A 14928-nucleotide genomic window follows, 5' to 3' on the forward strand; every position below is an offset into this window, starting at 1 on the left:
CGGTGGGAAGTAGTCGGGCGGCACGATGACCTCAGCCCCTCTCAGCTGGCAATTTTGGGCCCTGCTGTCCGCCGTTTTCGCGGCCCTGACCGCCATCTTGGCCAAGGTGGGGGTGGAGGGCGTGAATTCCGATTTCGCCACCCTGGTTCGGACGGCGGTGATCCTGCTGGTCATCGCCGCCCTGCTGCCCATCACCGGGCAGTGGCAGGCGCCCGCCACCGTGTCCGCCCGCAGTTATCTGTTCCTGGTGCTGTCAGGCTTGGCCACCGGTGGATCCTGGCTTTGCTATTTCCGGGCGCTGAAGCTGGGAGAGGCGGCACGGGTAGCGCCCATCGACAAGATGAGCGTGGTGCTGGTCGCCCTGTTCGGGGCGCTGTTCCTGGGGGAGCGGCTGAGCCTGCCCAATTGGCTGGGTGTGGCCCTTATCGCGGCGGGGGCGGTGCTCGTGGCGTATCGCGGATAATAACCAAAGGTAGTAGGCCGTCCTTTGGCAAGTGTTTTTTAAGGTCTTGGCGCCAACCTTATCCTGAAATAACGGTTAGGTCAGGCGGTGGGTTATGCACGGATCGGCACCACAAGAACCGGGTGGCGGGCACTTCACCGAAGCCGCACCCAAGCTGCGCGCCATCTTCCAGGCACAGACCCAGGCCTGTGCCGGCAGCCTGCACATGGTGGGCCTGGAAAGTCTACATGCCCGGCTGGGCGAGCGCTGGCCCCTGGTGTCGGATCGCGTCCATATGTTGGCCGAGCGCCTGCTGGGCCAGATGTTGAACCCCAAGGACGCGTGGTTCCGGTTCGGCGAAGAGGCTTACGTCGTCGTCTTCTCCCAGCTGGGCCGGACGGAGGCGGGCCTGATCTGCGCCAAGCTGGTGGAGCAGTTGCAGCGCCTGCTGTTGGGCGATGTCGACACCGCGACCGTGCGCGTCCATTCCGCCGTGCAGGAGGTCGGGGGCGAGCTGTTGTTTCACAGCCATAGCCTACGGGACATGCTGATGGGGGCGGCGCTGCAAGTCCCCCCGTCCCAGGTGCAGGGGGCCGGTGCCGACAAGACAAACAATCCGTGGCAAGATTTTATCGCCCCGGCGGATGAGCCGGTGGAGGTCGTCTATCGCCCCATCTGGGACGTGCGCAAGGAAGTGCTGTCCATCTACCAGGTTCGCGCCAAGCGCCCGCGGCGGGGGCGCCAGCCGCTCTGGGGCTATGACTGCGCCGCCGACCCGCACGAGCCGCAGCAGATACTGATCCTGGACCTGACGCTCCTGCGCCAGACGATGGAGGTCTATGCCGAGCTGTACCGTAACCAGTTCCGCTGCTTCCTGTCGGTGCCGGTGCATTTCGAGACGCTGGCCGGTCCCACCCGCCGGCGGGAGTATCTGGCGGCGCTGCAGGCGATCCCCAAGGAACTGGTGGCCTTCCTGACCTTCCAGGTTTACGGCCTTCCCCATGGCGTGCCGGTTGGCCGCGCCACGGAGATCGTCACCCTGCTCCGGCAGTTCAGCCGCGTGGTCATCGCCACGGTGGAGGGAAGCCATGACCTGCCCGCCCTGGCGGCGGCGGGTGTCTATATCGCCACCATGCAATTGCCGCCCGGCGCGGCCCCCAAGCGCTGGGGGCCGGAGCTTTCGCACTTCGCCCATGAGGCGTCGCGCCTGCGCCTGCGGGCGGGGGTGGAAGGCGTGGACACCAGCCTCATGGCCTCTTACGCCGATGGCGCGGGTTTCCACTACATTGCCGGCGATATCATCGGTACCTGGTCCGAGGTGCCGGAGAACGCCTTGCGCCTGACCCGTGCCGACCTGCGCGCCCGCATCATGGCGGATAACTAATCGCTCAGCCCCTTGCCCGCCAGGATCAGCGGCGCGCATTTCCCGATGCGCGCCACCCGGGTCTTGGCCTGCTTGGCGGCGGCGAAGTGCAGGAGATAGCCGCGCTGGCGGCCGGGTGTCAGCGCCTCGAACGCCGTCTTCAGGGTCGCGTCGTCGCGCAGCCTTTCCTGGAATTCCTCGACCATGGTGAAATCCGCCGTCGGCTTGAACGCCACCTTCAGCCCGGCCCGCTCCACGGCGATGGCCTCCAGGATGTAGGCCTTCAGCGTGGGCGCCAGTTGCGCGATCTCCCCGCTGTTGGTGAAGCGGATCTGGCGGCCGGCCTGCACGTTTTCCGTCTGCTGGACCAGGATGCCATTGGGGTCGCCCATGAGCGAGCCCTTGAAGAACAACAAGGCGCAATAATCCTTGAAGCCATGGATCAGCACGATGTTGGCGCCATCGGCGGTGTAGCAGGGGTGGCCCCACTTGAAGTCTTCCACGACCGGGCAGTCCCGCGCGATGGTGCGCAGCCGGGTCAGTTCGTCCCGCCACTGTCCGACCCTGTCCAGATAGGCGTCGACCTTGGGGTTGGGGCTGTCCATGGTCATGGGGGTTCCTCCCAGCCGGCCCGCGTTCGCCGGCCCTTTTTTATGTGCCGGCCCCCTGTATACAGGGCGTGTTCGTATCAGTCAGTTGCCCCTATTGGGTAGGGCGACTCCGTTAGGCAGCATGACTGTGTTTGGGTCTGCATCATGGCCCCATTCCAGTCTTGGTCCACGCCCTGACTTTGCGCCTGGGCGATGGCGGGCGGGTCATCCGCCACTTCCTCCACATCGACACTGACGTGCAGGGCATGCGCGTCACCGCCCAGGATGACGCCGCGCAAGGGGCAGACATCGTCATAGTCGCGGCCATAGGCCAGGGTGATGTGGTTGCGGTCGACCAGCGCGTCGTTGGTCGGGTCCATGTCGACCCAGCCGGCATCGGGCCCACACCACACCTGAACCCAGGCGTGGCTGGCGTCCGCCCCCTGCAGGCGCGGCTGGCCCGGCGGCGGCAGGGTGCGCAGATAGCCGCTGACGTAGCGGGCGGGCAGGCCCAGGGCGCGCAAGGCGCCGATCATGACATGGGCGAAATCCTGGCAAACCCCGCGCCTGAGGGCCAGCGCCTCCAGCACCGGGGTGCCTACGCTGGTGGCGGTGGCGTCGAAGGTGAAGCTGTCATGGATGCGGCGCGTCAGGTCGCGGGCACCGGCACCGATGGGCCGGCCGGCCGGGAAGCTCGCGGCGGCGAAGGCCGCCAGTTCCGGGCTGGGCTGCGGCAGGCGGGGCGACGCCTCGATGAACTCCGCCACCGCCAATTGGCCGGGCGCCCGGGCCGCGATCTCCTCCCATGCCGGCGTGGCCATCAGGTCGGGGGCTGGCCGCGGCGTCAGGGTGACGTCCAGATCCACGGTCATCGACAATTCCAGGTGCGGCGTGTCGATGGCGACATACCGGGTGGGGTTGCCCAGCCAGTCCAGCCGATCCGCCACGACGGCGGGCGTGGGCGTGACCGTCAGCGCCACGACCCGTGCCCGCTGGCCCGGCACGTCGCGCGGCCCCAGATGGGTGATGAGCTGGGAGGAGACGACCTGCACTGTATAGCTGTACCGCGTGGTATGGCGGCAGCGGTAACGGATGGGCGCCCCTGGGGAAGCGGTGGCGGAGGCCAAGGCGGGGGGCTGGTCAGGCGGCACGGGCGTGGACATGGCTGAAATAGGCTTGCGACAGCAGGTTCGACATGTCCGGCAGCGCCCACCCCAACTGGAACAGGGTGGCGCTCAGCAGCGCCATGTCCCGGGTCAGGGCCAGGTCCTGCAGGCGATAGCTGGCCTGGGCCACCAGTTCGCCCAGGCGGGTCAGCGGGTCTTCACCGCCGCCCACGCCGAAAGTCGGCAGCGAGGGCAGGCGTGACACCTGGCGGCGGAAGGTTTCCAACTGGAAAAGCAGGGAGTGCGGATGCTCCGGGTCCGTCAGCAGCAGGCTCAAGGCCGCCTCACGCTGCACGCCCACGGGGAAGCGCTCGCGGTAGGCCGGGCCGGCCTCCGCCAGTTCCAGCAGAACCTCCTGCGTGGCGGCGTCGGAACGGTCGTTGGTGATGCCGCTGGCTTGCAGCCGCTCCACGGCGTCGATGGCGCGTTCCAGCCGGCGGCCCAGCACCAGGAAGCGCCAGCCGGCGCCCCGCGGCATGCTGTCCAGTTCCAGCCCCGTCTGCGCCGCCAGCACCTGGCTGAAATCGCCCAGCAGCACGGCCAGGGCGGCGCGGTCGGCCTTGGCCAGGCTGGCCCCCAGCACGTCCAGGCGGCCCAGGATCTGGCGGCTGTCCAGGGGCAGCCGGTCGCGCACGCTGCCCATGGCGCGGCGCAGGCGGCCGGTGGTGGCCACTAGGCTGCCGGGGTTGGCGGGATCGACGGCGATTTCCAGCGCCTGGCGCATACCGCGCACGGCGTCGCTGTCGGGCAACTGGGCGATCTCCTGCGGAATCAGGGTGGCGCGGCCCATCAGGCGCAACAGCGGGGCCAACTCCTCCCGCGCGGCCGGCCGGCTGTCATCGGAAAGGCGTACGGTGGCGCTGCGCAGCAGGCGCACGGCGGCGGCGGCCCGCTCGGCGTAGCGGCCCACCCAGAACAGATGGTCGGCCGCCCGGCTGGGCAGGTTGCCCGGCACGGGGCTGGGCTCGCGCGCGCCATCCGGCGGGCCGGCCGCCAGGCGACGGACGGGGCCGGTCGGCTGCGCCCCGACGATCCACAAATCTTTGGAACCCGCCCCCTCCTGCAGGGAAACGGCGGCGTGGCGGGCGTCGGCGCTGATGCGCACCAGGCCGCCGGGCATGACCGTCCAGCCGCCGTCGCTGGCGGCGCACAGGAAGGCGCGGACCACCAGGGGCCGGGGTTCCACCCGGCCATCGCGCCACAACGGGGCGGTGGAGGGCGCCACCGGCAGTTGCCCCGCCCAGTCCTGCGGCCGCGCCCGGATGCGGGCGGCGAGCGCCGCGCGGGCGTCCTCGTCCAGGTCGGGGCCATTGGCGACATGGCCGGGCAGGCTGGAGAAGGCGGGCCGGATGACCATGCGGTCCAACTGCGCCAGCATCGCCTCGCGCTGGTCGGCGTCGCCGCCCCAATAGGTGGGCACGTCGGGCAGCAGCAAGTCCTCGCCCAGTAGGCGACGGCTGAGCGCCGGCATACGGGACAGCAGCGCCATGCTCTCGGCCATGCCCGAGCCCAAGGCGTTGACCACGGCGACGGCGCCGGCGCGCACCGCCTGCAACAGGCCGGGCACGCCCAGCGCGCTGTCCACGCGCAGTTCCAGCGGATCGCAGAAGGCGTCGTCCACGCGATGCAGGATGACGTCCACCCGCTCCAGCCCCGCCAGCGTCTTGAGGTAGACGGCCTGGTCCCGCACCACCATGTCGGCTCCCTCCGCCAAGGTCATGCGCAGGTGCCGGGCAAGGTAGGCGTGCTCGAAATAGGCTTCGTTGAAGGGGCCGGGCGTCAGAAGCACGGCCCGGGGATGGCCGTCCACGCCTGAGCATTGCGGGGCCGCGCGGGCCACCGCGGCGCGCAGGGCCTCGAAGAACGGCGACAGGCGTTCGACATTGCAGGCGCGGAAGGGGTCCGCCAGGGTCTGGCTCAGCACCGCGCGGTTTTCCAGGGCGTAGCCGACGCCGGTCGGCGCCTCCGTCCGGCAGGTCAGCACCCGCCATTGGCCGTCGCCATCGCGCACCAGGTCGGCGGCGAACAGGGCCAGACGCCGCCCGCCGGGCACGGCCAGGCCCTGGCAGGCGCGCAGGTACCCCGGGTCGGCATACAGCAGCGACGGCGGCACGGTGCCGTCGCTCAGCAGGGTCTGGGGGCCGTAGAAATCCTCCAGCACCTTTTCGATCAGGCGGGCGCGCTGCACCAGGCCGGCGCTGAGGACCTGCCATTCCCGGGCGGACAGCAGCAGCGGCACCGGGTCCAGCGGCCACGGCCGTTCCGTCCCTTGGGGATCGCGGTAGGAGTTGAAGGTGACGCCGTTCAGGAACAGGCGCTGGCGCGCCGCCGCCCACCGGTGCGCCATCTCATCCGGCGAAAAGGGACCGTGGGCGGCGAAGAACTGCTGCCAATGCGGACGCAGATGCCCCGTGCCCGTCACCATCTCATCAAAGACGGGACCGATGCCGTAGCCGAGGTCGCCGGCATCGTGGAACAGCGAGGGCTGTTCCGGCGGCGGTTGGGGCGCGCGGTCAGGCAAATCCTACTCAGCCAAGTCTCAGGTCCAGGGTCATGGGATAATCCGGGTTCCGTGTTTCGGGCGGGATGGTCATAGGCCCCGGTGTATGCCCGAAGGGGTGGAAGCGCGCCAGGCGGCGGCCTTCCGCTTCGTTGGCATTGACCGGGAAGGTGGTGAAGTTGCGCCCTCCTGGATGGGCGACATGATAGGTGCAGCCGCCGACGGACCGTTCGGTCCACAGATCCAAAATATCGAAGACCAAAGGCGTATGCACGGGGATAGTCGGATGCAGGCATCCCGGCGGCTGCCAGGCGCGATAGCGTACCGCCGCCACATATTCCCCCTCGGTGCCCGTGGGGTGCAGGGGCAGGCGCCGGCCGTTGCAGGTGACCGCGTAGCGGTCGCCCACCATTCCGGTCATCCGCACCTGGATGCGCTCCAGGCTGCTGTCGACATAGCGCACGGTGCCGCCGCCGCCCGGTTCCTCACCCAGCACGTGCCAGGGTTCCAGGGCGGTGCGCAGTTCCAGGCTCAGGCTGCGCTGGCTGACGGCGCCGATCTTGGGGAAGCGGAAGTTAAGGTGCGGGGCGAACCACGACTCCTCGAAGGCGTATCCGGCCTCACGCAGTTCCGTCACCACATCCTGGATATCCTGGGTCACGAACTGCGGCAGCAGGAAGCGGTCGTGCAGCTTGGTGCCCCAGCGCACCAGGCCGGCGCGGTACGGTTCCCGCCAGAACCAGGCGATCAGCGTGCGCAGCAGCAACTGTTGCACCAGGCTCATCTGCGCGTGCGGCGGCATCTCGAAGCTGCGCAGTTCCACCAAGCCCAGCCGGCCGGTGGAGCTGTCGGGGCTGTATAGCTTGTCGATGCAGAATTCGGAGCGATGGGTGTTGCCCTGCACGTCCACCAGCAGGTGGCGCAGCGCCCGGTCCACCAGCCAGGGCGGCGGGTTGGGGCCGGCGCGGTCCAGCTCCTTGAAGGCGATCTCCAGCTCATACAGGCTTTCGTGCCGCGCCTCGTCCACCCGGGGATGCTGGCTGGTCGGCCCGATGAACATGGTGCTGAACAGGTAGGACAGGCTGGGGTGGTTCTGGAAATAGGTTAGCAGGGACCGCAGCACGTCCGGCCGGCGCAGGAAGGGGCTGTCCGCCGGGGTGGGACCGCCCACCACCACATGGTTGCCGCCGCCCGTGCCGACATGCCGGCCGTCCAGCGCGAACTTTTCCGTGCCCAGGCGGGTCTGGCGCGCGTCCTCGTACAGGGTGGTGGTGGTATAGACCAGGTCCGTCCAGTTGGACGCGGGATGGATGTTCACCTCGATCACGCCCGGGTCCGGCGTCACCGCGATGCTGTTCAGGCGCGGATCGCGGGGTGGGGGGTAGCCTTCCAGGACGACGGCCAGATCCAGGTCCACGCAGGTGGCCTCGATCTGGGTGACCAGTTCGATCCAATCCTCCAGGTAGCTGGTCGGCGGCAGGAAGATATAGAGGCGGCCGTCGCGCGGCTGCACGCAGAGGGCGGTGCGCACCAGCCACCAGGCGCTGGCGCCCTTTTCCGGCACCTTGTCCTGCCGGTCCCGGACATCAGCCATAAGGCGCTGACGCAAGGGTTCCGTCTGGCCCTTGCGCAGAGCCATCTGCTTTTCCAGTTCCTCGCGTGCCGGCAGGTCCGGCCGGCTGTCGAACGGGTCCTGCTCGTAGGAATAGACGCGGTCGATGGCGTCGACCCAGGGTAGGGAACCCAGGGGCAGGCGATAGCCGATGGGGCTGTCGCCGGGGGCCAGCAGCAGCCTGTCGCTGCGCGTGGCCCAGGCGCTGGACAGCCAGACGGGGCCGCTGGCCTCATGCCGGCGCTGAACGGGCAGGGCGTAGCCGACGGGGGTGCCCAGGCCGGTCTCGAACACTTTGGCCAGGCGCGCCCGCTCCTCCGCGTCCTCCAGCTTGCTGTCGAAGGGATCGACATTCACCGGCAGCTCGCGTTCCTTGCGGATGTAGTGCCAGGGGTCCTCGAAGGCGCCGCGGGCGTAGTCGGGGTCTATGCCCAGCCGCTCTGCCAGGCGGCGGATGAACGCCTCCGACTCCGCCAGCCCATAGCCGTAATGGCGCCGTTCGTCGGCCAGGTATTCGCCGTGGGTCCACAGCGCGTCGCCATCTCGGCGCCAATACAGCTGCAGGGCCCAGCGCGGCAGGCTTTCGCCGGGATACCATTTGCCCTGGCCGAAATGCAGCAGGCCGCCCTGGGCGTAGCGGGCTTGCAGGCGGCGGATCAGGTCACCGGACAGCAGGCGCTTGGTCGGGCCCAGCGCCGCCGTGTTCCACTCCGCCCCCTCCATGTCGTCGATGGAGATGAAGGTGGGCTCGCCGCCCATGGTCAGGCGGATGTCGCCGTCCACAATCTCCCGGTCCACCTGATGCCCCAGGCGGTCGATCGCCCCCCACTGGTCGGGGGTGTAGGGCTTGGTGGTGCGCGGCTGCTCCCGGATGCGGGTGACCGACATCGCGTGCTCGAACGTCACCTCGCACATGTCCAGCCCGCCCGTGACCGGGGCGGCGGAGAAGGGGTCGGGCGTGCAGGCCAGCGGGATGTGCCCCTCACCCGCGAACAGGCCGGAGGTGGGGTCCAGGCCGATCCAGCCGGCGCCGGGCAGGTAGACTTCCGTCCAGGCGTGCAGGTCGGTGAAGTCGGCACTGGGGCCATCCGGTCCCTCCAGCGGCTTCTGGTCGGCTACCAACTGCACCAGGTAGCCTGACGCGAACCGCGCCGCCAGGCCCAGGTTGCGCAGCACTTGCACCAGCAGCCAGGCGGTGTCGCGGCAGGACCCGGTGCCCAGCGCCAGCGTTTCCTCCGGCGTCTGCACGCCCGGCTCCAGGCGGATGACGTAGCCGATACGCTGCTGCAGCTTCAGGTTCAGGTCGGCCAGGAAGGCCACGGTGCCGGTGGGTGTGCGGTCGATCCCGTCCAGCAGGGACTGGACCAGCGGGCCGGGTTCCTCCGCCTCCAGGAAGGGCTTCAGATCCTTGGCCAGCCACGGCTCATAGGTGAAGGGGAATTTCTCGGCCGCCGGTTCCAGAAAAAAGTCGAACGGGTTGATGACCGCCATGTCGGCCACCAGGTCCACCTCCAACGTGAATTCCTCGGTCTTCTCGGGGAAGACCAAGCGCGCCAGCCAGTTGGATTGGGGGTCCTGCTGCCAATTCAGGAAATGCTGCTTGGGCGTGACCTTCAGCGAATAGGACAGGATGGGCGTGCGGCAATGCGGCGCCGGCCGCAGGCGCACCAGCTGGGCCCCCAGATTGATCAGCCGGTCGTAACGGTAGATCGTCTTATGGTTGATGGCGACGTGGATGCTCATGACTTCCCCTGTTCGCGGAAGCGATGGCAACCCATAGCCCCCGGTGCCCTGACACCGGTCACGGTATCATCATTGGCCTCGATGGTTAAAGCGCATTGCAGCATGTTTTTTGGGCAGCGCAAAAAATAGGCAAACCGCGCCGCGCTTTTTCCTGTCAGCCCCGGCCGCCGATGTCGAAGGCGACGGTCGTGCGCGTCTGGTCGCCGTTGAAGGGGATGGTCCCGTGCCACATGTAGCTGGGGAACAGCACCAGCAGGCCGGGCCGGGGCTGGATGGCCCGTTCCCAGGGCAGGGTGGCGCCGTTGCCCTGGGCGAAGGCGCCGAAGGTGATCCAGCCCTGTTTGCCTTCCGCGTCCGCGACCGCGTCGGGCATGTCCACGTAGTAGCAACCGCTGATCCACCCCTCGGGGTGGATGTGGTTGGTGTGATAGCCCTGGCTGCGCAGCCGGGCGGACCACGACCCGGCCCAGTGCAGTTCCTGGCCCTTGCGGCGCAGGAAGGGATGCGTGCCGTCATCCGGCAGGCCGGCGATATAGCGCCGGGCGGCGGCCATGACGTTCTCGCGCAGGGCCAGGATGGCTGGGGCGGCGCCGGCACGGGTGAACAGGTTTTCGCGCGTCTGGGTGCCGTTGCGCAGGGTCTGCTCGATCGGCTCGTGCTGTGCCACATGCTGCACGTCCAGCGCCGCCATCAGGTCGGCATGGAAGGCGCCCAGGTCGGCATAACCCACGGGCGCGGGCAGATCGATGGCGTGGATGAAGCGGTCATAATCGTAAAGCCCGCGTGGGTCCGCCTGTCCCATCAGGCGATGGGCCGTCGCCTCGAACGCCACGGCGAACTGGCTGTCCGGCACCAGGGCCCCCAGCCGGCGGGCGGCGTCCAGCGCGTCGGCCGGGCGGTTCAGGCGCAGGGCGGCCTCGGCCGTGCGGTACAACAGCCGCTGGTCGTCCGGCGCCGTCTTCAGTCCCTCCAGCGCGACCTCCAGCGCCTCCGCCACGCGTTCCTGGGCCAGCAGCAGGGTGGCGCGCAGGCGGGGCAGCGAGGGGGATTCCGGACGCAGGGCGGCGGCGGCGGCGATGTTGGCCCCCGCCTCATCATGGCGCCCGAACAGGATGTAGGCCTCCGCCGCCATCTCCAGCAAATCGGGGTCGTTGGGCTTGCGCTCCTTGGCCCATTCGTAGGAATTCAGCAACTGCGCGTGCTGTCCCGTCTCCCACAGTGCCTGGTTCAGGGCGGCTTGGGCCGCGTAATTGCCGGGGTCCAGCACCACCACCTTTTTCAGGCAGGTGATGGCCTCATCCAACTGGCCCAAGGCCAGCAGGGTGTTGCCCAGGTTCAGCCAGATCTGCCAGCGGTCCGGCGCGCGCTCGGCCGCGCGCCTCAGGTACGGGGCGGCATCCTCGAAACGCTGTTGTCGGCGCAGGGCCGTGCCCAGGCTGTTGTTCAGGTAGAAGTCGTTGGGCAGCCGGGTCAGCCCGGCGCGTAGCGCTTCCTCCGCCCGCTCCGCCTCGTCCAATTGCAGATAGGCTTCGGCGATGCCCACCCGGGCCGCCACGTAATCGGGCTGCAACTGCAAGGCCCGGCGATACAGGGGCAGGGCGGCCTCCAGCAGCGGCCGCGCGTTGGCCGGTTCCTGTCCCGCCATCGCCACCAGGCACTCGGCACGGTTGCTGTACGCCTCGACATAGTCGGACTTGTGCAGGATGGCCTTTTCATAGAACGGCAGGGCCTGGGACGGGCGGCCGGTGTCCTTCAGCAGGTTGCCCAGGTTGTAGTTCACGTGGGGCTGCCGGCTGTTCACGGCCAGCGACCGGCGCAGCAACTGCTCCGCCTGGTCCAAATCCCCGTGACGCTTGGCGATCAGCCCCAGGAGCTGCAGCGCGTCCGGCTCGGCGGCGTCCAACGCCAGCACCTGGCGCAGGATCTGCTCCGCCTCATGCAACTGACCCCGCGTCTGGAACGTCAGCGCCTGCTGGATCAGCGATTGGATACGCTGACTCTGGGCGGCGGAGGCGGCGCGCGGGACGGGGATGGAAAAGGGGGACTGGCCATTGGTCATGAGGCGGTGCCGGTATGGTGAGCGGAAGGGTGTGGTGAGCGGAAGCGAGAGCGGCGGGCCCCTAGGCAGGGACCCGCCGCGTATCGATATTATACGATAGGCCGTCTCGGAAGTCGGCGGTTTAGAAGTGATCCGCTTTAGAAATCGGCGGTGATGCCCAGGAAGAACACGCGGCCCAGGGTGTCGTAGATGCCGGGATAGGTGTTGCCGTTGCCGTAACCGCCCAGCACGCTGACGTAATCGTCGTTGGCGGACTGGATGGGCGGGTCCTTGTCGAACAGGTTGTTGACACCGAACCGCAGCGTGTAGTGGTCCATCAGGTTGATGGTTCCCGCCAGGTCGAAGTAATTGTAGGCGCCGATTTTGCCGTCGATGTTGTTATAGATGCCTGAATTGGCGTTCAGGCTGGGGTCGGTGCTGTTGTTGTCCAGGCTGCTGCCGCCGATATAGCGCCAGTTGACCGACAGGTCGGCGTTCCACGGCGTATTCCAGGTGACGCGGAACTGGTGGCGCCAATGCGGCGTGGGCTGGCCGCAGGTGCTGCCGTATAGGCCGGCGCAGTCGTACTTGGCCTCATGCAGCAGCGGCTGGTAGCGGTTGAACTGCGTCCAGGAGCCGATGAACTTCAGGGTCACGGCGCCCAGGTCCTTGATCCCGAAATCCTCCAGGTCCTGGCGATAGGTGCCGGAGACGTCCACGCCCGCCTGCTGGCGATAGCCGGCGTTGATGTCGGTGGTGATGTAATAGCCGTCGCTGGAGTTCAGGCTGCCGGCCGCCCCACGGTGGATCAGGTCGCAGTAGTAGGAATTGCCGGTGTTCAGGCACTGGGTCATGATTTGCGAGGTGGGCACGGTACCGATCAGATTCTCGATCTTGATATTGTAATAGTCGACCGTGGCCGCGAAGTTGGGCACGAAGGTCGGGGTGAAGACGAAGCCGGCGGTGTAGGTGTCCGCCGTTTCCGGCTTCAGCGCCTTGTTGCCGCCGCTCAGCGTGTTGCAGCCGTCGACGGCGGTACAGTCGGAGATGTTGCCGTATTGGGCGGCCGAGACACCGGTGCGGCCGCACTGGGCCAGCGACGCCGACGGGTTGGAACCGGAGCAGGGGTCCAGCGCGCCACCGATGCCAGAGGTGTTGGTCTGGAACAGCTCGATGATGTTGGGGGCGCGGACGGCGTGGTTGTAGCCGCCGCGGAAGGCGACGTCGCTGACGGGGGCGTAGTTCAGGCTGGCCTTGTAGGTGTTGGCCTTGCCCGCCAGGTTGTAGTCTGACCAGCGGTAGCCGGCGTCGACCGACAGGTCCTTGATGAACGGCTTGTCGCTGACCAGGGGCAGGCGCAATTCGCCGAATATGTCCTTCACCTCGGTGGCGCCCACCGCCGGCTGCGTGGTGCCGGCGCCGGAACCGGACAGGTCGCCGGACAGGACGTTCTCGCTGTATTTCAGGTCGATGGCGTCGCGCCGCCATTCGCTGCCGAAGGCCACGGCCACCGGGTCCTTGGCGAAGGGGCTTTTCACGCCCCAGGCGCCGAAGTCGCCGGAGACGGAGCCGCTGACGATGTCCTGGGTGGTGGTGCCTTCCTTGAAGCTGGTGGTGTAGACGTAGTTGTAGGCGGCGCTGCTGATCTTGCCCAACTGGAAGATGTTGATGGGCACGCAGCTCGAGTCCGTGCCGTTGATCACGAACTCGCAGGTGGCGACGCCGTTGACGTTCTTCACCTGCAGGGCGTTCTGCAGCTTGGTTATGGAAACGTCGTTCTGGTAGGTCTCGTTGTAGATCACCGCCGCATGCTGGGCGTAGACGTCGTAGGACCAGCCGCCGCCCAGGTCACCCTTGGTGCCGATGACATAGCGGTAATCGGTGTGCCGCAGGTCGTCGTAGCGCGGGGCGTTGTTGTCGGTGAAGCGGTAGCCGATATAGCCCTTCCAATTGGCGCTGCTGCTGCCGGCGTTGGCGCCGCACAGCGTCGTCGCCTCGGACGCCGACATCAGCGGGTTGTCGCAGTTGATGGAATAGGTCGTGCCGCTGAAGAAGCCGGACGGGGCGATCTGCGCCTTGGTGTGGTCCGACATGAACATGAAGTCGGTGTAGACGTCGAACGCCGGATTGATCTCGTAATGGGCGAAGGCGCCGCCGGTATAACGCTCATCCTGGCGCTGGATGTAGTTGTAGGGGCCGTAGTTGAAGGCCAGGCCGCTGTTGTATTTGACGAAGGACGCCGATCCGTCGGGGTTCAGCGAATAGCCGGTGCCCGAACCGTTGGTGCGTAAGCGGCCGTAGGCACTGTTTGACGAGCCGGAGCAGTACCGTTGGTTATCCTGGGTGGCCAGGGTGCTCTCATCGCTACTTGTGGTCGCCATGGTGCAAGCCGACCAGTCGCGCGTCGCCTGGGTGACGGGCTCCGTCCAGCGGTAGGTGGCGTAGGCGGTGACGTTGCCCTTGTTGTTGGGGGCGTTGGCGCCAATGATGAAGGAACTGTCGCGGACGAAGCCGTCGAAGCGGTCGCCCGGCACCGTGACCGGATACTTGGAGCTTTTCAGGACCTTTTGGGCGTCGTCGTTCTCATTGCTGTGCTGGGCGGCGGAGAACTGGTAGTCAACCTTCACCCCCTCGAAGTCACGCTTCATCTTGAAGTTCACGACGCCGGCCACGGCATCGGAACCATAGACGGCCGAGGCACCGCCCGTGACCACGTCCACGCTTTCCACCAAGGCGCCGGGGATGAAGTTCACGTCGGCGTAGGGGTAGGTCGGATCGCCCAACGGCATGCGGCGTCCGTCGATCAGCACCAAGGTGCGGGATTCGCCCAGATTACGCAGGTTGATGGTGGCGGTGCCGGTGGCGCCGTTGGACTGCGCGTTGGTCTGGGCCGCCGTGATGCCGGGCAGGTTGTTCAACATCGTTTCGACGTTGGTCGTGCCCTGCAGCTTCATCTCCACGCTGTCCACCGTGGTCAGCGGGCTGTCGCTGGTCAGGTTCGCGGCCTGTTTGATGCGCGACCCGGTGACGACGATTTCCTGCATGTCGGTGCTGGCACTGGCCGATTGTTGCGCCGCAGCATCAGTCGCCGCCGCCAAGGCGCCGACAAGCATGGTCGAAGACAGCAGCAATGCGCGCCGCCCGAATTTTGGCATGCCCATGAGTTTCCCCGCAGTTCTGGAGATTGTTGATATTGCTGGCCCCAACCAGACAAATCTCTTGTGGAGTCGTGTCCCCCTTGTGCCAGGACCAACGGGGAAAGGTTATTTTGGATATTTTATGGAGGTCAATGGTGCGTCGCAAAATTGACGGTTCCGGCAACCGGTTTCACAGTGATGTGTAACTGCCTTGTAACAGTCGTGCGCACATCTGAAACGATTTGGAAACATAATTACCGGCACATTTGCCTAGATCGAACGGAATAGACAAAAGCCGTACGACTCGCGCCATTTTTACACGCGATTGAGGGGCTGC

General features: G+C 67.3%; 9 protein-coding genes. 3 read left to right on the plus strand and 6 right to left on the minus strand.

Annotated elements, in window-relative coordinates; translation table 11 throughout:
• Positions 1–25 precede the first annotated feature (25 nt).
• Together UCD39_RS25645 and UCD39_RS25650 are read left to right on the plus strand one after the other, a co-directional pair.
• Complete coding sequence (locus tag UCD39_RS25645; RefSeq protein WP_330498432.1) at positions 26–463, plus strand: EamA family transporter; 438 nt, start codon at positions 26–28, stop codon at positions 461–463.
• Positions 464–557: 94 nt separating this feature from the next.
• Positions 558–1826, plus strand: a complete 1269-nt coding sequence (locus UCD39_RS25650; protein ID WP_330498433.1) for a hypothetical protein — start codon at positions 558–560, stop codon at positions 1824–1826.
• On the opposite strand, the gene UCD39_RS25655 is transcribed toward UCD39_RS25650, so the two are convergent.
• The 6 genes from UCD39_RS25655 to UCD39_RS25680 form a co-directional block, all read right to left on the minus strand.
• Positions 1823–2416: a YdeI/OmpD-associated family protein gene (locus UCD39_RS25655; RefSeq protein WP_330498434.1), complete on the minus strand. Its 594-nt coding sequence runs from the start codon at positions 2414–2416 to the stop codon at positions 1823–1825. The two genes, UCD39_RS25650 and UCD39_RS25655, sit on opposite strands and share 4 nt — an antisense overlap.
• A gap of 77 nt (positions 2417–2493) precedes the next feature.
• Positions 2494–3558: a transglutaminase family protein gene (locus UCD39_RS25660; protein WP_330498435.1), complete on the minus strand. Its 1065-nt coding sequence runs from the start codon at positions 3556–3558 to the stop codon at positions 2494–2496.
• Positions 3536–6082: a circularly permuted type 2 ATP-grasp protein gene (locus tag UCD39_RS25665; protein WP_330498436.1), complete on the minus strand. Its 2547-nt coding sequence runs from the start codon at positions 6080–6082 to the stop codon at positions 3536–3538. Before UCD39_RS25665 ends, UCD39_RS25660 begins: the two co-directional genes overlap by 23 nt.
• Positions 6083–6089: 7 nt before the next feature.
• Positions 6090–9416 (minus strand): transglutaminase family protein, encoded by a 3327-nt coding sequence (locus UCD39_RS25670; RefSeq protein WP_330498437.1) that lies wholly within the window; start codon positions 9414–9416, stop codon positions 6090–6092.
• A 154-nt stretch (positions 9417–9570) separates the two neighbouring features.
• The gene (locus tag UCD39_RS25675; RefSeq protein ID WP_330498438.1) at positions 9571–11475 is read right to left on the minus strand and encodes a tetratricopeptide repeat protein; all 1905 of its coding nucleotides are present in this window, start codon (positions 11473–11475) and stop codon (positions 9571–9573) included.
• Positions 11476–11612: 137 nt separating this feature from the next.
• Positions 11613–14585 (minus strand): TonB-dependent receptor domain-containing protein, encoded by a 2973-nt coding sequence (locus tag UCD39_RS25680; protein ID WP_330498439.1) that lies wholly within the window; start codon positions 14583–14585, stop codon positions 11613–11615.
• Between UCD39_RS25680 and UCD39_RS25685 the strand changes: the two genes are divergently transcribed.
• The gene (locus tag UCD39_RS25685) at positions 14566–14763 is read left to right on the plus strand and encodes a hypothetical protein (RefSeq protein WP_330498440.1); all 198 of its coding nucleotides are present in this window, start codon (positions 14566–14568) and stop codon (positions 14761–14763) included. The two genes, UCD39_RS25680 and UCD39_RS25685, sit on opposite strands and share 20 nt — an antisense overlap.
• The last annotated feature ends 165 nt before the right edge of the window (positions 14764–14928 follow it).

The organism is Nitrospirillum karajorum (assembly GCF_036348415.1).
Lineage (GTDB): Bacteria > Pseudomonadota > Alphaproteobacteria > Azospirillales > Azospirillaceae > Nitrospirillum > Nitrospirillum amazonense_B.